19 protein-coding genes, 1 tRNA gene and 1 pseudogene are annotated in these 21,214 nt (G+C 70.2%); 8 read left to right on the top strand and 13 right to left on the bottom strand.

Annotation, left to right across the window (positions count from 1 at the left end; genetic code table 11):
* Nucleotides 1-90: 90 nt before the first annotated feature.
* Genes ACLJPY_RS32035 through ACLJPY_RS32045 form a run of 3 tightly spaced genes read right to left on the bottom strand, consistent with a single transcriptional unit; the run spans nt 91 to nt 2,033 of the window.
* On the bottom strand, nt 91-834 hold the full coding sequence (locus tag ACLJPY_RS32035) for a ferredoxin reductase (protein ID WP_410594143.1): 744 nt from the start codon (nt 832-834) through the stop codon (nt 91-93).
* Nucleotides 804-1,403, bottom strand: a complete 600-nt coding sequence (locus tag ACLJPY_RS32040; RefSeq protein WP_410594145.1) for a sulfite oxidase-like oxidoreductase — start codon at nt 1,401-1,403, stop codon at nt 804-806. Before ACLJPY_RS32040 ends, ACLJPY_RS32035 begins: the two co-directional genes overlap by 31 nt.
* Before the next feature lie 30 nt (nt 1,404-1,433).
* Nucleotides 1,434-2,033 (bottom strand): pentapeptide repeat-containing protein, encoded by a 600-nt coding sequence (locus ACLJPY_RS32045; RefSeq protein WP_410594147.1) that lies wholly within the window; start codon nt 2,031-2,033, stop codon nt 1,434-1,436.
* Nucleotides 2,034-2,075: 42 nt separating this feature from the next.
* Here ACLJPY_RS32045 and ACLJPY_RS32050 point away from each other — a divergent pair, with 42 nt between their 5' ends.
* The 3 genes from ACLJPY_RS32050 (at nt 2,076) to ACLJPY_RS32060 (ending at nt 4,656) form a co-directional block, all read left to right on the top strand.
* The gene (locus ACLJPY_RS32050; RefSeq protein ID WP_410594149.1) at nt 2,076-2,963 is read left to right on the top strand and encodes an ornithine cyclodeaminase family protein; all 888 of its coding nucleotides are present in this window, start codon (nt 2,076-2,078) and stop codon (nt 2,961-2,963) included.
* Nucleotides 2,964-3,509: 546 nt separating this feature from the next.
* Nucleotides 3,510-3,764, top strand: a complete 255-nt coding sequence (locus tag ACLJPY_RS32055) for a hypothetical protein (RefSeq protein ID WP_003083120.1) — start codon at nt 3,510-3,512, stop codon at nt 3,762-3,764.
* Nucleotides 3,765-3,840: 76 nt separating this feature from the next.
* Nucleotides 3,841-4,656, top strand: a complete 816-nt coding sequence (locus ACLJPY_RS32060) for a hypothetical protein (protein WP_410594151.1) — start codon at nt 3,841-3,843, stop codon at nt 4,654-4,656.
* A 71-nt stretch (nt 4,657-4,727) separates the two neighbouring features.
* On the opposite strand, the gene ACLJPY_RS32065 is transcribed toward ACLJPY_RS32060, so the two are convergent.
* The 6 genes from ACLJPY_RS32065 to ACLJPY_RS32090 form a co-directional block, all read right to left on the bottom strand.
* Nucleotides 4,728-6,257, bottom strand: a complete 1,530-nt coding sequence (locus tag ACLJPY_RS32065) for a carboxylesterase/lipase family protein (RefSeq protein WP_410594153.1) — start codon at nt 6,255-6,257, stop codon at nt 4,728-4,730.
* Nucleotides 6,257-7,678: an ATP-binding protein gene (locus ACLJPY_RS32070; RefSeq protein WP_410594155.1), complete on the bottom strand. Its 1,422-nt coding sequence runs from the start codon at nt 7,676-7,678 to the stop codon at nt 6,257-6,259. Before ACLJPY_RS32070 ends, ACLJPY_RS32065 begins: the two co-directional genes overlap by 1 nt.
* Entirely contained in the window at nt 7,675-9,327 is a 1,653-nt protein-coding gene (locus ACLJPY_RS32075) for an FAD-dependent oxidoreductase (RefSeq protein WP_410594157.1), read from the bottom strand. The genes ACLJPY_RS32070 and ACLJPY_RS32075 overlap by 4 nt, the downstream gene beginning before the upstream one ends.
* Nucleotides 9,328-9,337: 10 nt before the next feature.
* The gene (locus tag ACLJPY_RS32080; protein ID WP_410594159.1) at nt 9,338-10,264 is read right to left on the bottom strand and encodes a ribonuclease Z; all 927 of its coding nucleotides are present in this window, start codon (nt 10,262-10,264) and stop codon (nt 9,338-9,340) included.
* Nucleotides 10,265-10,277: 13 nt separating this feature from the next.
* A complete protein-coding gene (locus tag ACLJPY_RS32085; RefSeq protein WP_410594161.1) occupies nt 10,278-10,847 on the bottom strand; it encodes an HdeD family acid-resistance protein in 570 nt (189 codons plus the stop codon).
* Between the two features lie 134 nt (nt 10,848-10,981).
* Complete coding sequence (locus tag ACLJPY_RS32090) at nt 10,982-13,159, bottom strand: RICIN domain-containing protein (RefSeq protein WP_410594163.1); 2,178 nt, start codon at nt 13,157-13,159, stop codon at nt 10,982-10,984.
* Between the two features lie 270 nt (nt 13,160-13,429).
* Here ACLJPY_RS32090 and ACLJPY_RS32095 point away from each other — a divergent pair.
* The 4 genes and pseudogenes from ACLJPY_RS32095 to ACLJPY_RS32110 all read left to right on the top strand — a co-directional run.
* A tRNA-Ala gene (locus ACLJPY_RS32095) sits at nt 13,430-13,502 on the top strand.
* 358 nt (nt 13,503-13,860) lie between these two features.
* Nucleotides 13,861-14,181 carry a DNA-binding protein gene (locus ACLJPY_RS32100; RefSeq protein WP_410594165.1) on the top strand — a complete coding sequence of 107 codons (321 nt, stop codon included), beginning with the start codon at nt 13,861-13,863 and terminating at the stop codon, nt 14,179-14,181.
* Nucleotides 14,182-14,763: 582 nt separating this feature from the next.
* Nucleotides 14,764-15,792, top strand: coding sequence for a hypothetical protein (locus ACLJPY_RS32105; protein WP_410594167.1), 1,029 nt, complete (start codon nt 14,764-14,766; stop codon nt 15,790-15,792).
* Nucleotides 15,793-15,954: 162 nt separating this feature from the next.
* Nucleotides 15,955-16,198: pseudogene (locus tag ACLJPY_RS32110) on the top strand (sigma factor); the annotation flags it as partial.
* Between the two features lie 164 nt (nt 16,199-16,362).
* Here the strand turns inward: ACLJPY_RS32110 and ACLJPY_RS32115 are convergent.
* Nucleotides 16,363-16,824 carry an ATP-binding protein gene (locus ACLJPY_RS32115; protein WP_410594169.1) on the bottom strand — a complete coding sequence of 154 codons (462 nt, stop codon included), beginning with the start codon at nt 16,822-16,824 and terminating at the stop codon, nt 16,363-16,365.
* Nucleotides 16,821-17,210 carry an STAS domain-containing protein gene (locus ACLJPY_RS32120; RefSeq protein WP_410594171.1) on the bottom strand — a complete coding sequence of 130 codons (390 nt, stop codon included), beginning with the start codon at nt 17,208-17,210 and terminating at the stop codon, nt 16,821-16,823. The genes ACLJPY_RS32115 and ACLJPY_RS32120 overlap by 4 nt, the downstream gene beginning before the upstream one ends.
* 307 nt (nt 17,211-17,517) lie before the next feature.
* Between ACLJPY_RS32120 and ACLJPY_RS32125 the strand changes: the two genes are divergently transcribed.
* The gene (locus tag ACLJPY_RS32125; RefSeq protein WP_410594173.1) at nt 17,518-18,759 is read left to right on the top strand and encodes a PP2C family protein-serine/threonine phosphatase; all 1,242 of its coding nucleotides are present in this window, start codon (nt 17,518-17,520) and stop codon (nt 18,757-18,759) included.
* Nucleotides 18,760-18,787: 28 nt separating this feature from the next.
* Here ACLJPY_RS32125 and ACLJPY_RS32130 read toward each other — a convergent pair whose 3' ends face one another.
* Nucleotides 18,788-20,797 (bottom strand): SpoIIE family protein phosphatase, encoded by a 2,010-nt coding sequence (locus tag ACLJPY_RS32130; protein ID WP_410594175.1) that lies wholly within the window; start codon nt 20,795-20,797, stop codon nt 18,788-18,790.
* On the bottom strand, nt 20,794-21,168 hold the full coding sequence (locus tag ACLJPY_RS32135) for an STAS domain-containing protein (RefSeq protein ID WP_410594177.1): 375 nt from the start codon (nt 21,166-21,168) through the stop codon (nt 20,794-20,796). Before ACLJPY_RS32135 ends, ACLJPY_RS32130 begins: the two co-directional genes overlap by 4 nt.
* Nucleotides 21,169-21,214: the final 46 nt, after the last annotated feature.

Below are 21,214 nucleotides of genomic sequence, written 5' to 3' on the forward strand. Positions count from 1 at the left end.
GGCGTCGGTTATTCATCGGATGCTTGTGGGGCGGGTCCGGGAGGTCTGGGCAGTTACCGGGACCTCCGCCGCGCGGTGCTGCTCGGCGGGTCAGTCGCGGCTGGGGCCGAAGCGTTCCGTGCGGATGCGGTGCGGGTCGTGGCCGAGGGCGACCAGGATGTCCGCCACCGTTTCCACGAAGCCCGTCGGGCCGCACACGAAGCAGGAGGCGCCGAACTCGGCCGGCCAGCCCGCCGTGTTGATCGTGGCCACGTCGATGCGGCGGGGAATTCCCGCGCGGCCTTCGGGCAGCTCGCGGGTGTACACGTACGTCACGTCCACGCCCGCCACCGGCGTGCGCAGCTCGTCCGCGTAGTACAGCTCCGCCGGGGTGCGCAGCGAATAGATCAGCTTGAACGGCGTGCGGACGCCCGCCGCGCGGCGGGCGCGGATCATCGCCATCAGCGGGACGATCCCCGAGCCGCCCGCGATCAGGAGGACCGGGGCCGGGTCCGCGGGCCGCCAGGCGAACCAGCCGCCGATCGGGCCGCGGATCTCGACTGGGTCACCGATGGCGTACGGGCCCGTGAGGTGCTCGGACACCTCGCCGTCGGCGACGCGCTGGACCGTCAGCTCCACCCGGTCGCCGTCCGCCGGCGCGGCGAGGGAGTAGCTGCGCTGCGCGCGGTAGCCGTCCGCGGCGGTGAGCCGGACGTCGACGTGCTGGCCCGCCAGGTGCCCCGGCCAGCCGGGCAGGTCGAAGACGAGCGTGCGCGCCGTCGGCGTCTCGTCACGGAATTCGGCCAGGCGGGCGACCCGCCAGGCTAGTCGCCCTGATACCGCTGTTCGCGCCATGGATCCCCGTAGTCGTGGTAGCCGGCGTTTTCCCAGAAGCCCGGCTCGTCGCGGGTCTTCAGCTCCAGCCCGCGGACCCACTTCGCGGACTTCCAGAAGTACAGGTGCGGCACGAGCAGCCGCGCCGGACCGCCGTGTTCGGGGGTCAGCGGCTGGCCGCCGTACTCGTAGGCGATCCAGGCCTGGCCGTCGAGCAGGTCGGCCAGCGGCAGGTTCGTCGTGTACCCGCCGTACGCGTGCACCATGACGTAGTCGGCCTCGGTGGCGAGCCCGCCGACGAGGGTGTCGACCGAGACGCCGCGCCAGCGGGTGTCCAGTTTGGACCACTGGGTGACGCAGTGGATGTCCACTGTGGGCTTCTCGCTGGGCAGCGCCATCAGCTCGGCCCAGCTCCAGGTGTGCTTGTCCCCCGTCTCGGTGGTGACGGTGAACTCCCACGTCTCGGTGCGCACGCGCGGGGTCGGGCCCGCCGACAGCACCGGGAAGTCCTCGGCGAGGTATTGCCCCGGCGGCAGCCGCGGGTTGCCGCTGCGGGCGCGGCCCTGGAAACCCGGCGTCACGACACCCATGCGGCACTCCCTTCGGCGATCGCGACGAGCCTACGCCCGGACCCGCAGCCCGAGCGACGTGACGAGCACCGCAGCCTGTTCGGGTGACACGATCGCCCCGGTCAGCTCGGCGTTCAGCGGGTCGAGCGCCGAGAGGTCACTGCCGCGCAGCTCGGCCTTCGGCAGCTTGACGGCGTGCAGCACCGCCCCGGACAGGTCGACGTCGGCGAAGGTCGCGCCGCCGCAGTTCGCTCCGGTGAGGTCGGCTTCCCGCATCCGGACCCCCTGGAAGGTGACCGCCCGCAGGTCGGCGCCCGCGAGCCCGGCGAACGACCAGTCCCCGCCGGTGACCCGCAGCGGCCGCAGCTCGCACTCGGTGAACGTGGCGCCGACGAACTTGCACCCGGTGAACTCGGCGTCGAAGAAGTTGCACCGCTTGAAGGTGCAGCCGGTGAAGGCCGAGTCCGTGTGCCGCGACGCGTTGAAGCGCACGTTGCCGAACACGCAGTCGGTGAACACCGAGTTCAGCGTGACCGCCTCGGAGAGGTCGGTCTCGTGGAACTCGCAGCGCACGTAGTGCCGGCCGGTGAGCTCCGCGCCGTACCAGTCGTCGCGGACGAACCGCTGCTCCTCTTGCGTGGCCTCGGACATGCCGCCAGGCTAGCGGCAGTTCCGATGCCGGAGGGACCGCGCATGCTCGACGCCGATGACGTCCGCCGGGCCGTGCCGATGCCGGCCGCCGTCTACGCGGTGCGCGAGGCGTTCCTCGACCTCGCCGCCGGGCATTTCGTGGTGCCGCAACGGTTGTCGTTCGCGGGAGCCACGACGCTCGTGATGACCGCCTGCCACACGCCGTCCTCGACGACCGTCGTGAAGACGCTCAACCTGGTGCCCGGCCGCACGCCGATGATCCTGGGCACGCTGGTGTGGAACACGGCCGAAGGTCAGGTGGTCGCCGACGCCGTCGAGGTGACCACCCTGCGCACCGGCGCGGTGTCCGGCGTGGCCACGGACCTGCTCGCCCCGCCGTCGGCGAGCCGCTTGGCCCTGCTCGGCACCGGCGCGCAGGCCGCCGACCAGGTCCGTGCCGTGGCGGCGGTGCGTCCGGTGCGCCGCGTGGCTGTGTTCGGACGGGACCCCTTGCGCACTTCGGGGTTCGCGGAGCGGTTGCGGGCCGAGTTCCCGGAGGTGGCGGTGCGGGTGGCTGCGAGCGCCGCGGACGCGGTGTCCGATGCGGAGGTCGTCTGTTGTGCTACTTCGTCGAGTACTCCTCTCTTCGCGGTGGATGACTTGCCTGCTCGGGTGCACGTCAACGCGATCGGGTCTTACCTGCCTTCCATGCGGGAACTGCCCGCCGAGCTGCTCGCCACCGCGGGGTGTGTGGTGGTGGACCAGGTCGGTGCCGCGCTCGAGGAGGCCGGGGAAGTGATCCACGCGGTGGCGACCGGAGTGCTGGACGTTGGTGAGCTGATCGAGCTGGGGGTCGGCTTTGGGGACGCCGCCGGTGGTTCGGGGGCGGACCGTGTTCAAGTCGGTTGGGCTTGCTGTTCAGGACTGGGCCGTGGGCCGGCTGCTCGGTGAGGCCGTGATGCGCCGCTGAGACCAGCCGATCGGGGGCGCTGAGCCGACTGGAGGCGCCGCTGAGTGCGCCAGCGCCCGGACCGGGCCGCCGCCGAGCGGTCCCGGCAAGGACTGTGGTGGAGCTGTTGACGGACGCACGGGCCCACGGACAGTGCTGTGGCGAGTTCGCGTGGGCGAGACGGGTTCAAGTTGGTTGGGCTTGCTGTGCAGGACTGGGCTGTGGGCCGGCTGCTCGGTGAAACTTCGGTGCGCCGTTAGGTGTAGGACCGGGCAGGGTGGTTATTCGCATGAGGAGAGGCCGACTGCTCCAGACTTCGGAGCCGACCGCGGTCCTCGCTGAGGAGCCTTTCCAGGCTTCGGCAGCACCCAGGCGGGCGGGCACCGAGGGGGTTCCGACCCGTCACCACCTGTGCCAGGCAGGCCGCGGAGAGCAACGGAAGCGGCCGAACGGCGCAATCTGGGCTTCAGGGCGTTTGATCAGTCACCCGATCCGGGAATTTTCGCGGCATGTCTCCTTGGCGAACCACCACCAGACGGAACACGGCCGTGCGGGTCATCACGGCGATCGGCGCGATCTTCGCGGGGATCGAAGTTCTCTACATGATCATGGTGCTCGCCGGCGCGAACGCCGGCAACGCCTTCTTCCAGTTCATCAAGTCACTGGCGGTTCCTCTCGCCCTGTTCTGGCCTGGCCTCTTCCCGGTGGACAGCCCCAGCCTGGCCGTCATCCTCGACTACGGCCTGGCCGCGGTGTTCTGGCTGGTCGTCACCGGCATCATCGCCCGCTTCGCGGGCCGGTGACCGGAGGCGATCCGCTGCCCTGGCCGGGAACCACCCGCCGTCGCCGCCGCCGGTGTCCGTGGGCGACACTGGACGGATGAGCGACGGCAGGTGGTTCGACGGCTGGTCACCGTGGCCCGAGCTGGCCGGGTTGGCCGCGGCCGGGCGTTCGCTGCTGCCGAACGTCCCGGTCACGCCGGCCGCCTTGGTGCGCACCGTCACCGAACAGCTCGTCGGCCGCCGGCTGACCGCGAAGGTGGGTGACCGCGAAGTCGGCCTCACCCTCGCCGCGCTCGACTACCCCGCCGACAGCCTCCGGCTGGCCACCGGCCGCCTCGGCGACGTCCGGATCGTCGCCGAGGACGTCGACTGGCCCGAGCCCGAAGACGGCGGCCGCATTCCCCTGCGCCGCGTCACCGTGCTCGCCGAAGACGTCCGCCTCCGCTCGCTGCCCACGCCGGCCGCCAACCCCGCGCGGGTGCAGCTGGCGATCGCTGTCTCCGCCGACGTGCTGCGGGACCGGGTGGCGAAAGCCCGCCCCGGGATCGTCGCCAGCCCGGCCGACGGTGGCCTGCTGCGGATCCACTGGGCCAAGCGACCGCACTGGGGCCACCTGACCCTCCGCCCGCAGGTGGCGGCCGACGGCGTGCTGCTCGTGCCGCAGACCCTCCACATCGGACAGCGGCAGCTCCGGCTACCCCGCCGCTTCCGCCCCATCGTGCTTCCCCTGCCGGAACTCCCGCGCGGGCTGAAACTGACGAAGGTGGAGCCGCGGCACGACGAACTCGTGCTGCACACAGTGGCGGAGGAATGGCCGGAGCGCCTTTCCCGCATTCCCCTGCCGGACCTGCTGAGCTGGCTGACCACCGCGGCCATGACCCTGACCCTGCCGAAACTCGGTACGCGTCCATAGCTCCCCCTTCGCCGAAGTAAGCCAATATAGGCTCACAACAGCCAAGTTACTCGAACGCGCGTTCGAACACATCACTCACAAGGGTACATCCGAAAACCGTTGCCAGGCAAGGAAACCGGGAACCAGGTGCCCGAGGCCCACTCGACGTCACCCCAGGCCGCCCGCTCTTCGGCACGCGGGTCGAGCACCAGGTCCGTGTCCTCCCGGAACACCATGACCGGCCGAAGTTCCGGCCCGTACAACGGCCATTCGGGCCCATCGGCGGACGCGACGCCGTCCCGCACGAACCCCGCCCAGCAGCGGTGGATGAGCAGCGCCGCCCGCTCGCGCGCCGGGTTCACGGCGGTCCCCTGCGCGGCCAGCGGCAGCGGAACCTTCCACGCCATCGTGGTTTCCGTCCCGTGGCCGCCGTCGAGCTGCTCCGGCACCCCGGGCGCGGCGATGTCGATCCGGTACCGGTAAACGGGCGCGTGCGCGGACTGGGCGTCGGCGAGCCGCTGCGTCGGAATGCCGTAGCGCTCGTCGCCCATCGCGGCGATCCGCGCGGCTTTGAGGTCCGGAACCCGGCGGAGGTAGGTCTCGAGCAGCCGCGAAGCACCCGCCTCGCCGAGGATGCCCGTGAGCACTTCGGAAGCCGGCGCGGTGGCGACGTCGTCGCCGAGCATCATCGCGTACGTGCTGCCTTCGTTGCTGTTGCAGCCGATCAGCAGCGGTACCCCGGCCGCGCTCCCCCGCCGGATCGGCGCGATCGGCACCTCGGGCAGCACGCGCGGGTGCAACGTCGGGCGCCACAGCCACAACGCCTGGAACCCGCTCAGGATCCGTTCCTGCGCCTCGACGAACTCCTTGGCGGGCAACGCCCGCAACGCTGCGGGGTCGTGGCAGCCGACCTCGTCCAGCAGCCGACGCGCCAGGGCCGTCCCCGCTTCCGGCGTCGCCACGTGGTCCGCGCCGCCGGAACTGCTGATCGCACGCGCGAACAGCCCCGCACCCAGCGGGCTGCCCATCAGGTTCCCGACGCTCTTCGCACCGGCCGAAACGCCGTAGACGGTGATCCGCGCCGGGTCCCCGCCGAACGCGGAGATGTTGCGGCGCACCCACTTCAGGGCCTCGACCTGGTCCAGGAACCCGCACACCCCGGCGTCCGGTTCGGCCGAACCGAAGATCCCGCCGAGGTGCAGGAAGCCGAGCGAACCGAGCCGGTAGTTGATGGTGACCACGACGATCCCGGCGCGCGCGAACTCCTCCCCGTCGCCCAGCTGCTCGCCGTGGCCGACGCGGTACCCGCCGCCGTGCAGCCAGAACAGCACCGGCCAGCCGCGCTCCGGCGCGGGCCCCTCGGGCGTGCAGACGTTGAGGTACAGGCAGTCCTCGTCGCACACCGCGGCCGGGTTCATCGGGTCGGGCGACTGCATCGCGTGCGGCCCGTACTCCGTCGTGACGTGCACGCCACCGGACAACGCGGGCGGCTGCGGCGCCTTCCACCGCAGCTCGCCGACCGGCGGACGCGCGTACGGGATCCCGCGCCAGACGCGGACGCCCTCGCCCGCCAGCCCCACCAGCGCCCCGAGTTCGGTCGTGACCGTCGGGACGGCAGCCATCAGAGCGAGGCCTGCTCGACCGTCGGCAGGCAGACCTCGAACCGGGTGTTCCTCGGCTCCGACTCGACGCGCAGGTCGCCCTGGTGGCGTTCGACGACGATCTTCCACGAGATGTCCAGGCCCAGCCCGGTGCCCTCGCCGACCGGCTTGGTCGTGAAGAACGGCTCGAAGATCCGCGGCTTGATGTCCGCGGGGATGCCCGGGCCGGTATCGCCGATTTCCACGCGGACCTGCTCGTTCTCACCCCACGTCCGCAGCGTCAGCGTGCCCTCGCCCTGCATCGCGCCGAGGGCGTTGTCGATGATGTTCGTCCAGACCTGGTTCAGCTCAGCCGGGTACGCCGGGATCTTCGGCAGGTCGCGGTCGTACTCCTTGACGACGCGGATCCCGGCGCCGAGCTTGCCGGACAGCATCACCAGCGTGGAGTCGAGGCCGTCGTGGACGTCGACCCACTGGTGCGGCGCCCGGTCCATCTGCGAGTACTGCTTGGCCTTGCCGACCAGCGCGGAGATCCGCGTGGTGGAGTCCTCGATCTCGCCCATCAGCATCTCGGTCTCGAGCGCGTAGGCGAGCCAGCGGACGGCACCGTCGATGAGGGAGTCGCCGACCTGCTCCAGCACGCTGTCCAGGTCGGCCGTGGTCAGCCCGGCGCGGACGTAGATGTCGGCGAGGTCCCAGCCGCCGTCGATGCCGCGGTCCTCGAACCAGTCGCCGATCTCGTCCTCGCGGTCGGCCTGCTGCATCGCGGTCAGCTTCTCGGCCTGCGCGACCTGCTTGACCAGGCGTTCCTGGACGTCGATGAGCTGGTAGAGCAGCTCGGGTTCGATGTCCTTCTTGGCCAGGAAGGCGAGCTTGTGCCGCATCCCGGCGACGCGTTCGCGCAGGGCGGACGTCGCCCGGACGGCGGCCGCGGCCGGGTTGTTCAGCTCGTGCGTCAGGCCGGCCGACAGCTCGCCCAGCGCCAGCAGACGGCGGCGCGACCCGATCACCGTGTCGCTGTTGCGCCAGCCGAGGTACATGCCCTCGAGCAGGTGCGTCGCCATCGGGAACCACCGGCGGAACTCGAAGGAGAACTCCTTCGAGGGCAGCGTCAGGAACGTGACGTCGGACAGCGCGCGCACCGTGGTGTTGTAGGTGTGCTCGCTCTCCTGGTGCACGAAGAACTGCGTCGCGCCGAAGTAGGCTCCGCGCTGGTCGGACCGGTTGGTCTCCACCTCCGTGCCGCTGACCAGCCGCGTCATCCGGATCGCGCCGTTCAGCAGGACGTAGAAGCAGGTCGCCTCGCCGCCCTCGCTGATGACGGTGGAGTCGGCCGCGTACTCCTCGAGCACGGCGTTGCCGGCGATCCAGTCCAGCTGGTCTTCGGATAGGTGTTCGAAAAGGAAGAGCCCGCGAAGCTCTTCCCGCGGCAGTGCGCTCATTGTTCCTCCAGGTACCGGTGTACCAGCGTCACGGCCATCGCGCCTTCGCCGACCGCGGAGGCCACCCGCTTGACCGACTGCGACCGCACGTCACCGGCCACGAACACGCCCGGGATCGACGACTCGAGGTAGTGCGGATCGCGGTCGAGTGGCCAGCCGGCCGGCCGCTGCCCGGCCGAGACCAGGTCGGGCCCGGTGCAGACGAAGCCGTGGTCGTCGCGGCGGATCGCGTCGCCGAGCCAGTCGGTGCGCGGGGCGGCGCCGATGAAGATGAACAGGTGGCCGGAGTCGACCGTCTCGGTGACGCCGTTCTCGCAGAGCGTGATCCGCTCGAGGTGCCCGTCGCCGTGGACCTGCTTGACCGTGGTGTGCGTGCGGACGTGGATGTTGTCGATGCCGGCGATCTGCTCGATCAGGTAGTGCGACATCGACGCTTCCAGGGACTCGCCGCGCACCAGGATCGTGACGTCGCTGGCGTGCCGGGAGAAGAACACCGCGGCCTGGCCGGCGGAGTTGGCGCCGCCGACGATGTAGACGTGCTCGCCCTTGCACTCGGGCGCCTCGGTCGCGGCCGAGCCGTAGTAGACGCCGCGGCCGGTGAGCTCCTCGACGCCCTCGGCGTCCAGCGCGCGGTAGTTGACGCCGCTGGCGAGGATCACCGAATGCGCGGCGATCTCGGTGCCGTCGCCGAAGGTGACCACCCGCGACGAGCCGCGGGCCTCCAGGCCGACGACGTCCCGCGCGGTCAGCACCTCGGCGCCGAACTTCTGCGCCTGCCGCCGGGCCCGGTCGGTCAGCTGCGCGCCCGACACGCCGTCCGGGAAGCCGAGGTAGTTCTCGATGCGCGAGCTCGTGCCGGCCTGCCCGCCGGTCGCCTTCTTCTCGACCAGGACCGTGCGCAGGCCTTCGGAGGCGCCGTACACCGCGGCGCCGAGGCCGGCGGGGCCGCCGCCGATGACGACGAGGTCGTAGAACTCCTGCGCCGGCCGGGTCGACAAACCGACCGCGTCGGCGATCTCGCTGCCGGACGGGTTCTTCAGGACGGTGCCGCCGGGCGTGACGACCACCGGGATGTCCTTGTCGGTCGCCTCCGCCGCCTGCAGGATCCGGCCGCCCTCGTCGTCGTCGACCGAGTACCAGCGGTACGGGACCGCGTTGCGCGCGAGGAAGTCGCGCAGGTGGAACGACGGCGAGTTGTACCGGTGGCCGATGAGCTTGACCTCCTCGACCGGCCGGTCGCCGACCGCCTTCCAGGTCTCGACCAGCGCGTCGATCACCGGGTAGAGCTTCTCCTCCGGCGGGTCCCACGGCTTGAGCAGGTAGTGGTCGACGTCGACGACGTTGATCGCCTGGATCGCGGCGTCGGTGTCGGCGTAGGCGGTCAGCAGGGCGCGGCGGGCGTGCGGGAACAGGTCCATCGCCTTCTCGAGGAAGGCGATCCCGTCCATCTGCGGCATCCGGTAGTCGGCGAGGATCGCCGCGACGGCGTCGCCGCGCAGCTTGATCTCGCGCAGCGCGTCGAGGGCGTCCGCGCCGGAGTCGGCGCGGATGACGCGGTAGTCCTTGCCGTAGCGCCGCCGCAGGTCACGGGCGACCGAGCGGGACACGGCGGGATCGTCGTCGACGGTCATCAGGATCGGCTGGCTCACGAAGTGCAGCCTACGGCGCGCGGCGCCCCGCTGGCGAAGAACGTCTTTTCGGTACCTGGACCCGCTCCAGGTCCTGGGCCACGACGATCTCGCCGTCGAACTCGGCGCGCGCTTCGGCTTCGAAGCGCTCCGGATCGGGGTAGCGCTGCGAGAAGTGGGTCAGGACGAGCTGCCGGACGCCGGACTCGGCGGCGACCCGCGCGGCCTGCCGGGCGGTCAGGTGGCCGAAGTCTTCCGCCAAGGAGCTGTCCTCGGCCAGGAACGTCGACTCGATCACGAGCGTGTCGGCGTTTTCGCTGAGGGCGTACACCGCGTCGCACAGGCGGGTGTCCATCACGAACGCGAACCGCTGGCCGGGTCGCGGTGTGCTGACGTCCTCCAGCCTCGTGGTTCCCAGGCGGCCGGCACGCTGGAGCTTGCCGACGTCCGGGCCCGCGATGCCGTGTGCGCGCAGTTCCTCCGGCAGCATCGTGCGGCCGTCCGGCTCGACCAGGCGGTAGCCGAACGCCTCGACGGGGTGGCTCAGGCGCCGGGCCTCGAGGGTGAACCTGCCGGCGGCGATCGGGCCGTCCTCGGCGATCGGGTGTTCCTGCAGGTCGGCCTGCTCGTAGAACGCCGTCGCGTGCCGCATCCGCGCGAAGTAGTGCGCGCCGGATGCCGGGAAGTGCGCGTGGACCGGGTGCGGCACCTTGTCCAGCGACAGCCGCTGGATCACCCCGGGCAGGCCGAGGCTGTGGTCGCCGTGGAAGTGCGTGACGCAGATCCGCGTGATGTCCGTGGCGGCCACGCCCGCCCGCAGCATCTGGCGCTGGGTGCCTTCGCCGGGGTCGAAGAGGAGGCCCTCGCCGTCCCAGCGCAGGAGGTAGCCGTTCTGGTTGCGGTGGCGCGTGGGCACCTGACTCGCGGTGCCCAGCACCACCAGTTCGCGGGTCGACACCCTCGCACGGTACTCAGGCGGCCGGGGTCGTGCTCCCCAGTTTCCGCAGCCGGAAGGCCAGCACCAGCAGCACGATCCCGTAGAGGAGGGCGTAGATCCCGACGAGCAGCGCGATGCCGTACGCGCCCGCGATGGGGTTGATGACGATGAGGACGCCGGCGAGCACGGAGATCGCGCCGGCCGCGATGAGGAACGCCTCGCCCTTGATCTGCTTGCGCAGCCGGACCGCGGCGGCGATCTCGGCGATGCCGGTGATGATCGCCCAGAAGCCGACCAGCAGCGCCAGCAGCAGGACGGTGATGCCGGGCCAGACCAGGACGAGGACCCCGGCGACGATGCCGAGCGCGCCGAGGACGCCGTAGGCCACCCGGTGGCCGGTGTCACCCGGGCGGAACGCCTGCATCAGGCCGCCGATGCCGTCGATGATCGCGTACACGCCGTACAGGACGGCCAGCACGAGGACGGTGGCGCCGGGCCAGATCAGCGCGAAGAGCCCGAAGAGCACGGCGAACACACCGCGGACGGCCACCAGCGGCCAGGCCCTGCGGGGTTCGACGACGGTGAACGCTGCGAAAGAGGTCATCTGCCGCTCCCGGATCGATTGGGGACCTCAGTTTGCGACGTTTACCCCCGTCCGGCTTCCGGAACACCCCGTTCGGGGTATTCCACAAAGGACCGGCGTGCGCCGCGGCCGCCACCACGGCGCACGCCGGTGATTCAGGGGTAACTCACCAGGTTGACGGCCTTGGTGCCCGACGGCGTCGCCGGTCCCGTGTTGTTGATCACGTGCGTGATGGTGCCCTGGTAGTTGAGCGACACGGTCACCATGTCGTGAAACCGGACACCCGGCGTGTTCGGCGCCTCGTACGCGTGCGCGCTGGCGACCGACGGGTTGGTGCTGAAGTAGCAGTAGCTGCCCAGCCCCCACGCTTCGTGGCTGGTGACGTTCGGGCCGACTTTGTAGGCGGAGAAGCCCGGCGTCGAGCCGTTCATCCAGCTGGCCTGGTCGGGCACGTCGTAGGGCATCTCGTTCTGGAAGAAGTAGGTCCGGCCGCCGTTGCCGTTCCAGACCACCTGCGTCTTCTGGTAGTGCTCGACGAAGAGGCCGTACATCGTCACGTTGTTGCCGTTGACGGTGAGCCCGTTGTCCGCCGTGTTGGTGGTCCAGCCGACGTAGGCGTTGCTGGCGGCGTGGTCGGCGCGCCAGATCCACATGTGGTCGCCGATGACGTTGTTGCTGTTGACGACCAGGCTGTTCGTCGCCTTCCCGACGGCGGCGCCGCCGATCCGGAAGAAGACGTCGTGCAGCGACGTCGGGTTCGCCGTGTGGTCCGCGGCCGATCCGGCCGGGCCGACCTGCATGAGGGTGTTCGAGTTGGTCGTGCCGGCGTCGATCAGCAGGCCGGCGACCTTGACGCCGTCGACGTCGTCGACGGTCATCGCGGTGACGCCGTTGTCCGGGACCAGCGTGGCGATGCCGAGCCCGAGCACGACGGTGTCCGGACGGGTGACGTGCAGCGCCTGGTTCAGGTGGTAGACACCGGGCGTGACCAGCAGGTTCTTCCCGGCGGCGAGCGCGGCGTTCAGGTCCGCGGCGGTGGCGCCGGGCTTGGCGATGTAGAACTGGTCGATGGACAGCGACGTGCCGGGCGCGGCGCCGTTCGCCCAGCTCGTGCCGGTCGCGTTGGTCTTCACGCTCGGCACGAAGACCTGGTACTTGCCCGCGCCGTCGAGGTAGAGGAACGGCTTCTCGCGGGTCACTGGCGTCTGCGGAACGGTCGTGTAGGGCGGCGACGGGAAGGTGTTGGCCGGGGCGCCCTGGACGCCGGCGAAGACCATGTTCCAGTTCGAGCCGTTCCAGCTGCCGAACTGCGAGTTGCGCGAGATCCACTGCTGCTGCGAGCCGGAGCGGACCTGGCCGTCGATCTTGCTGTCGGAGATCCAGCCGCCGCTGGCCCAGCCGCCGTCGTCGAGCTGCAGGTCGCCGCGGACGTGCATGCGGCGATAGGGCGCGGCCTGGCTGACGGCCCAGCGGTCGGCGCCGCCGGTCGGGTTCACGGACAGGTTCTCCGCGCCCCGCCAGAAGTTCTGGGTGGCGTTCTGCGGCGGGAACCAGTCGGCCTCGACGTGCACGGCACCGTTGACCGTGACGGCGTCGGGGCTCAACCCGAGGCCGAGGACCTGCGTGTAGAAGCCGACGTTGACGTCGTTGGCGTAGGTGCCGGGCTTGAACATGACGGCGTAGCGCTGGCTGCCGAACTGGTTGGTTTCCTGCTGGGAGAAGATGCTGTTCAGCCGGCTCTGGATGGTCGAGCTCGGCATGGAGGGGTCGAAGATCACGACGTTCGGGCCGAAGTCCGGCTGGCCTGGCTGGCTCGTGTTCACGGGGCTCAGCATGAAGGACTGGGCGGCGGTGCCGTTGCAGGTGTACTGCTGGAGCTGCACGTCGCCGGTCGAAGCACCAGGGACATCGAGGCACTTCCCGCTGTTGCGGCTGACGAAGTGGTAGCGGCCGTTGCCTTCGTCGACGGCCTGCCACTGCTGGTTGCCGCCGCCACCGTAGGTCCAGAGCTGGACGAGCCCGCCGTCGGCGGTGGAGACGTCGGTGACATCCCAGGCGGCGGCCGGGTTGGTCCGGGCGTTGACCCGGAAGTAGCCGTCCCCGGTGGCCTGGAACTGCCACTGCTGCGAGGCGGTTTGGTTACAGGAGTACTGCTGGACGACGGTGCCGTCGGCGCTGCCGGCCGCCCGTGCGTCGACGCACTTCCCGCTGTTGGCGGCGGTCACGGTGTACCACCCGTCCGGGGTAACGGCGGCTGCCGCTGTCGTCGCCGTCAGGCATCCGACCAGGACCGACGCTGCTGCCAGCAGCGTGATCACCCGGCGTCTCGTCATCGAAACCTCCTCTGCCGCACGCGCGGCGTCATCGAGAGGTGTGCCCGGAGTTGGAGACGCGGCGTAACGGGCGGGGACCTCGGCGTCACAACCGCGCAAAATGTAACGGCGGCCACAGCGGGGCGTCAATACAGGACTAAAAATAAGGTGTGAATGTGCAGGTCAGGGAGCTGCGGGTGGTTGGGTGAGACTGAGGGGACCCCCGCGTGGAGGGGGTCTGGGCGGCGTGTACTGTATGGGCATACGAGATGCGGAGTTCACCTTCGCCTCGGGGCTATGGCGCAGCTGGTAGCGCACCTCACTGGCAGTGAGGGGGTCAGGGGTTCGAGTCCCCTTAGCTCCACTCTGACGAAACACCGCCCACTGGAACAAAAGTTCCAGGTAGGGCGGTTTTTTCGTTGGGCCGAATCTTGAGATTCGTCAAGTAGAAGTTCAGCTACCGGTCGGTAGCTGGGGCAAAACTGGGGCACCGGCCGGATGGCGGTGAAATGGGGTCACGAAAAGTGCCCCAGCAGCGTCCCCCGGACAGGTGGACGCCAGAGGTTCTTTGCGCGCACCTTCGTGCCATCGGCGGCAAGCTCAGCTCTCTCGGCGAGTCTCGGCTCGAAGCGGTTCGCCGCGCATCACCGCAGTCCTGTCTCTCCGATGCGGCTGGACGGAGTTAGCAGCGACCACGACCCGTCGCTCACTGCGAGGCAGCCATGCAGACCGACGATGAAGCCCTGCGGCGATCCGACCCCGTAGCACTCGAGCCACCGAGCCACTTCCAGCCCGCCAACTCCTACACCGACGAAGCAGGCCAGCTTCTCTACACGCCGGCAGCCGCGGCCGAGCGGCTGACCGTCGGCGAATCCTGGCTCGGCCGCAAAGCAGGGCGGCGCCTCGTCCCCTGCACGTTCGTCGGCAAGCACCTGCGCTTCACCGAAGACGACCTTCGCGCCATCGTCGCCGCTGGCCACCGCGGACCGCGCAACCGCGACCAGACCAGCCGCCCGGGACGCCGCCGTCGTTCTCGTCGCTAGCACCCGTTCAGGCCGCATACCGAGGTTCTTCGCCGAACACGCTTCCCCTCTGTCGCCTACGGAGCGGTCCTGGACACGCACCACCACGCGACCCCCTCACCACAGCGCAGGAGTTCACCGTGCCCTGGACCGAACCGCCGGCGACGACACCTGGCGAGTCCGCTACCGCCGCACCGACGGCACCAAAGGCGCCATCTCCGGCTTCCCCACCGCCGACGCCGCCGACGACCACATCAGCACGATGCTCCACGAACAACGCACCGCAACCTGGATCGACCCCGAAACGGCCGCACTACCATCGCCGAATTCGCCCCCGCCTGGCTCGACTCCCTCGACAACGGCTACCAGATCGCTGATCGAGGACGCCTCTCGTCCGAGGTCATCGCAATAGCGCAATTCAACGGTCTCTCAGTAAGCACCATCGATCACCAGTGAAATCGGTGTGGCCCCCACCCCCCACACAGCTCGGTGGCGAACTTCTGCGTGACGACGTAGTTGCCCTTGCGGTCCTGATCGACGCAGTTCTCCACGTGCATGAACCGCTGGGCAGTTGACGCCGAGGGAGGAAATCAGCCAGACGTTGTGCTTGGCGTCGAAGGCGACGGCGGCGTCGCTGATCTGGCAAGACCTTCGGCAACCCGGTCACCACGGCGACCCGGTTCGCTGGACAAGAACTGGATCGTCTGCGACAACACGACGTCCAGCCCGTTCTTCGGCAACTGCTACACCGAATACGACATCACCAGCTCCGGCGACTCCATCCGCATGAAGACCTCCAGCGACGGCGGCCTCACCTGGGGCCCGGCCCGCGCGACCGGCGACAGCGCCACCGGCCTCGGCGGCCAGCCCGTCGTCCGGCCGAACGGGACCGTCCTCGTGCCCTACCTCTCGCTCAACGACCAGATCCGCTCGTTCCGCTCCATCGACGGCGGCGCCAGCTGGCGTTCCACCGTCCTCGTCTCGAGCATCAGCCACCACGACGCCGCCGGCGGCCTGCGCGAAGAAGCGTTGCCCAGCGCGGAAATCGACAGCGCCGGCACCGCCTACGTCGCCTGGTCCGACTGCCGGTTCCGTTCCGGCTGCCCGAGCAACGACATCGTGCTGAGCAAGTCCACCAGCGAAACCACCTGGGGTGCCCCGACGCGGGTGCCGATCGACGCCACCACCAGCACCGTCGACCACTTCGTGCCCGGCATCGGCATCGACCCGTCGACCTCCGGCGCCAGCGCCCGGATCGGCCTGACCTACTACTTCTACCCCACCGCCAACTGCACCGCCGCCACCTGCCAGCTCGACGTCGGGTTCATCTCCTCCACCAACGGCGGCACCAGCTGGAGCACCGCCACCCAAGTCGCCGGCCCGATGAACCTGTCCTGGATCCCGAACACCTCCCAGGGCCGCATGTTCGGCGACTACATCTCCACCTCGGTCCGGGCCGGCGGCAACGCCTTCCCGGTCGTCCCGATCGCCTCGGCACCGAGCGGCGCGACGTTCAACATGGGCATGTTCGCCCCGACGGGCGGCCTGCCGATCACCGGCGGCGCCCGCCGAACCGCCGAAGCTCCCGTGTCGCCGGCGGCCGCCGCACGATCCGTGCTGACCGCTTTCTGACCGCAGTTCGCTGAGCCTGCGCCCACTTCGCGGAACCGACGTGGGCGCAGGCTCTGGCACGCGACCTGACCACGACGATGTAGCCGGACGACTTTCGGTCGGAGCGGCACGGCCGATGGGCGTCCAGTAGACGACGCCCATCGCGCGGCAGAGCACCTCGTAGTACGCGACGTCCTCGCCAGTGGACGGCCACTGGAGGCGCACGGCGCACGGCGCTTCAGCGGCCGCGGTGAACTGTTCGACGACCTGCTTCGTGTTGCGCGGACCGGCCTCATCCGCGCGGTGGACCGCTACGACCCCGAGCGGGGTGCCGATTTCCTGTCTTTCGCCGTGCCGACCATCATGGGCGAGGTCCGCCCGCGACACCGGCCGGTCGATGCGCGTCCCCCGCGCGTTGAAGGAGCTAAAGCAGATGCTGGGCTAGGCGAGCGCCCACACCGAGCGAGCTGGCCACGCGGAGGCTTACCGCGCGCACTCGATCGACAGCTCCGGCCGAGGCGCCGAGGACCCGGTCACGGTCGCCGGTCAGCTCGCGGTCGAGGATTCCGGGTTTACGCGGTTCGAACCACGTCACCTTGAAGGCCGCGATGGCCACGCTGCCGCGGCAGTCACGAGCGGCAGGCTGCCGCACGTCCAAGTCATGGTCACCGTGGTGCCGGCGGCACTGGTCTCGATCAGGGCCTGATCAGCCAGGCTGTGAATCAGGGGCAGCCCGCGGCCACCCAGGAGGCTGGAGCGGGGAACGGACTGCCACCGGCCGTGGTCGCGGACGGTAACGGTTACGGCGTCACCGTCTCGGCGGGCGTGCAAGGTGAAGGTGCCCAGGCAGTCGGGATAGGCGTGCACAACCACGTTGGCCATCGCTTCGTACACGGCGAGCAGCAGGTCCTGGACTCGGCCGGGAGGCAGGCCGGCGCCGGGGGCCCAGACGGCGAGCTGGTCACGCAGCGGGGCCAGCTGGGCCGGCTCGGCGGGCACGTCCTGGCGCTGCAGATCCGGTGCGGTCGCGGTGTCGTCGGCTGAGCAGGTCATCGCGTGCGGGCTGCGGCGAGCGCGTCCGCGCAGCTGGTGAACACGGGGAGCAGCCGGTCCATCCCGGTCAGGGTGATCGCGCGGTGGGCCAGGCTGTCTTCGGCCGTGACGACCCGCACCGTGGTGTCCTGACTGCCGGTGGTGTGGGCCTGGGCCAGCACCGACAGACCGGAGGAGTCGAGAAAGGTCACCGCGGTCAGGTCGATCACGAGCATCGGAGGTCGGCGGACGAGGGCGGCGGTGACCGCGTCGGCCAATTGCTCGGCGGTGAGCAGATCGACTTCCCCGGCCGCGGCCAGCACCAGTGCGGCCGAGGACTCCTCGGCTCGCAGGGAGATCCGCAAGGCGTCGTCGAGCTGCGTTCGGTCGGCCAGGTCGTCGTTCACCGGCTCATGCCCGCTCTGCTGGCCATTGGCTTCGGTCCTTTCCCTGCGCACACGAACGCCGCGCGGCAGCCACAAGAGACGCTGGCCCGGATGCCCAGGCTTCGGACGAGTCAAACCATGACAGCAAGAAAGCGTCGGCGTCGACGCGACCGAGTCCGACGAAGAGATCACAGTGCGCCTCGGCACGAAGCTCGCCGAGTAGGCCGGGCGGTGTGGTGGCCGGGTGGGCCGTGCGGACCAAAGCCCGATCGGACGGCTCGCGGCGCCGGTGGTCTTGCGTCCGCGCAGTGACCGGTGATGTGGTTGGGTGGAGTCCGAATGGTCGGAGGTGGCCGTGGACGGTGGGGTGCTGGGAGCGGGCGATGTGCTGGCGGCGGCCGAGACCGCCCCGCCCGTGGAATCCGTCGAGGTCGTCGCGCGCGACCTGGCGAAACGGCTGGGCGCCTTCGACGTGTCCTTCCTGCTGGTCGACCTCGTCGAGGCACACCTGGTGCGGCTGACCTCGACCGCACAGGACCCCGACGGGCGCGCCCCCGAGCCCGTCGACCTGCCCGACAGCGTCTACGAGAAGGTGCTGCGCACCCAGCAACCGTCGCGGGAGGAGATCGACGCCGGGGTGCGCGCGGTGCTGCCGGTCACCAACCGCGGCGACTGCGTCGGCGTCCTCGAAGCCACCGTGCCCTTCTGCGACGACGAAGTGCTGGCCCAGCTGGCGCAGGCCGCCCACGCGCTGGCCTACGTCATCGTCACCGACCGCCGCTTCACCGACCGCTACCACATCGGCCGGCGCACCACCCCGATGAGCCTGGCCGCGGAGATCCAGCACCAGCTGCTGCCCTCGGCGTCCTGCTGCGAGGCCGCCCAGTTCACCGTCGCCGGCGCCCTGGTGCCCGCCGACGACATCGGTGGCGACACCTACGACTACGCCCTCGACCGCGAGACCCTGCACCTGTCGATCACCGACGCCGCCGGCCACGACGTGGCCTCGGCCCTGACCGCGACCCTGCTGGTCGGCGCGCTGCGCGGGGCCCGGCGAGCCGGCCGCGACCTGGCCGGCCAGGCGGCACACGCCAACCAGGCACTGCTCGACCACGGCGGCGAGGTGGCGCTGGCGACCGGACAGCTGCTGCGCGTCGACCTGCAGACGGGACAGGTCGAACTGGTCAACGCCGGACATCCCCCACCCCTGCTGTTGCGCGACGGCGAGGTGAAGCCGATCGAGCTGGACTCCGACCTGCTCTTCGGCGTCCGGCCGTACCGGTACCGGGTGCACCGGCTGGACCTGCGCCCCGGTGACCGGCTGGTGCTGCTCACCGACGGCATGTTCGAACGCGACGCCGCCGGCGCCGACCTGCCCGCCCTGATCCGCCGGACCGCGGGGTTGCACACCAGAGAGCTGGTCCGGGCCGCAACCGTGGCGGTGACGCACGCCTGCCACGGTCACCTGCAGGACGACGCCACCGTGCTGTGCCTGGACTGGCACGGAACCGGCCGCACCGAACGCCAAGCCGACAACGGCGCCGACATGGACACGGCCTCGCCCGCCTAGCGTCTCGGCGAGCCGGGTGACCGGCCGGTCAGGCGGTGTCGTCCTCGCCGTGGGCGCGGTCTGCGGTTGCACCGGGAAGGGTCCAGGTCAGGGTGACGGTGGTGCCGTTGTCCCGGTGGATGGTCGAGGTGTGGTCGGCCAAGGCGTCGATCAGCAGATGGCCGCGCCCGCGCAGCGTGTCGGTGGCGTCCGGGGCCTTCCAGGCGCCGTAGTCGGTGACGGTGACCGTCACCTCGCCGCGGTGACGTTCGCCGTGCACTTCCAGGACGCCGGGCCGTGGATGGTCGCGGTAGGCGTGTTCCACGGAGTTGGACATGGCCTCGTAGCTGGCCAAGACCAGGTCCTCGTGGCGCTCGGCGCTCATCCCGAGGCCTGCTGCCCACCGGGTCAGGCCGCTGCGCAGCCCGGCGAGCTGGTCGACCGTGGCGTCGGCGCGTTGGTGGAATTCGGCCGCCGGGGAGTCGGCGTGGCGGCGGACGTGGATGAGCGCGATGTCGTCGTCGTGGCGGCCGAGGGTGAGCTCGGAGATCAGCTCGTCCCATGCCGTCTCCAGGTCGGCCGCATCGAACACCCGGGTGATCCCGTCCAGCAGCCATTCGATGCCGAGGGTCAGGTCCCGGGTGCGGCTTTCGACCAGGCCGTCGGTGTAGAGCACCAGGTCCACCCCGGGAGGGAACGGCGTCGACCGCTGCGGGAACTCGGCGCCCACGCCCAGCGGTGGGGCCAGTGCTTCCCCGATCTGCTGGGTTTCGCCTTGCGGCTTGATGAGGATGGCCGGGAGGTGGCCGGCGTTGGCGTAGGTGAGGCTGCGCTGCCCGGGATCGTGCACGGCGTAGAAGCACGTGACGAAGCCGGCTTCGGCCAGTCCGGTGGTCAGCTGGGAGACGTTGCGCAGCACCTCGGACGGCGACAGTTCGAGCAGGGCGTAGGACCGGATGGCGGTCCGGATCTGGCCCATGATGGTCGCGGCGGTGACACCGTGGCCGACGACATCACCGATGACGAAGGCGGTGGCTCCGGAGGTGAGCGGGATGACGTCGTACCAGTCGCCGCCGATCTTGCTGCCGATCGCCGCCGGCAGGTACCGCGTCACCACGTCCGCTCCTGGGACCTCGGGAACGGCCGGCAGCATGCTGCGGGACAACTCGGTGACCAGGGTGCGTTCGCGTTCGTACAGCCGCGCATTGTCCATGGCGATGGCGGCGTAGCGGGCGATGCCTTCGGCGAGGAATTCGTGACGGGCGGTGAACCGATCCGGCTGCGGGTGGCCGAAGAAGAAGCCGCCCAGGACCTCTTCGGTCGTCGGGCTGGTCACCGGGACGGCGAGGTAGCTGCGCACCGGCAGGTGGCCTTCGGGCATCCCGTAGTAGGGCGCGTTCCGGCCGAAGCGGGCGTCCTGGGTGATGTCGGCACTGCGGAAGGTGCCGGCACCGTCGAACGTCGGAGCGAAGACCGCGTTGTTCCGGGGCATCGGAAACCGGGCGAACGCCTCCCGCGGCACCCCGGAGATCGTGTACAGGGTGTAGGACTCGCCCAGTTCGTCGACCAGGTTGTAGAAGAACGCGCCGAACGCGGCACCGGTCGCTTTCGTGGCCGCGTCGGTCGCGTCCTGCACCATCCGGCCGAGGTCGAGCTGAGCGGTCAGTTCGCGTCCCACCGAGTGCATCAGGTCCAAGACGGCCGCTTCGGCCTGCAGTTCCCGGATCAGCTCGGTGACCGGGCCGGTCACCATGACGGCGCCCTCCACGAGGGTCCGATGGCGATGGCCGACCGGGGCGGTGGCGAACATCAGCACGCCTTGGCCACGGCTGACGACGCCCACGGCCGCGGACACCGCCACCCCGGGCAGCAGGTCGGCCAGCACCGCCCGGCCGGGGACGACAACGGCCGGATCCCGGTCCGGGTCACCTTCGACCAGGCGATGCAGCTGAGTGTCGTCCAACTGCCGGATCTCGACGTCGACCCGGTCGCCGTCGCGGTCGACGAAGGCGCCGCGCAACGCGTCGATCAGGTCGTCGGATCCACGGTGTCCGGTCACACGCGATCCAGGGCGGCCTCAAGCGTGGGAACGATCACCAGTTCGTCGGTCAGCCGCGTGAGCTCGAGCGGACGCAAAGTGACACGTCCCGTGGCCACCACCCGTACGGCCATCGACGGGCTGAGGCGGTGAGCCCGCACGAGCTCCGCCATCCCCGCCGACGCCAGGAAGTCGACCTCGGTCAAGTCGATGACCAACACCGAGCCGGCCTGCCGCTGCGCGCGGTCGACGAGCTGACGGACCTTCGGCGCCAGCGTGAGGTCGAGAGCTCCGGTTACTCGCAGGACGAGCGCGTCGCCCAGCGTCTCGAGCTCTACCCCGTTCATTTCGCCACCGGCATTCCCGGTCCCCGAACCGTTCGTCTCGAACATGCTGCAATTTTGCCTCGACCCGGTGGTACGTGCAGAGCAGGCGTGG

The sequence above is a fragment of the Amycolatopsis sp. lyj-23 genome (genome assembly GCF_046549135.1).
Taxonomy (GTDB): Bacteria; Actinomycetota; Actinomycetes; order Mycobacteriales; family Pseudonocardiaceae; genus Amycolatopsis.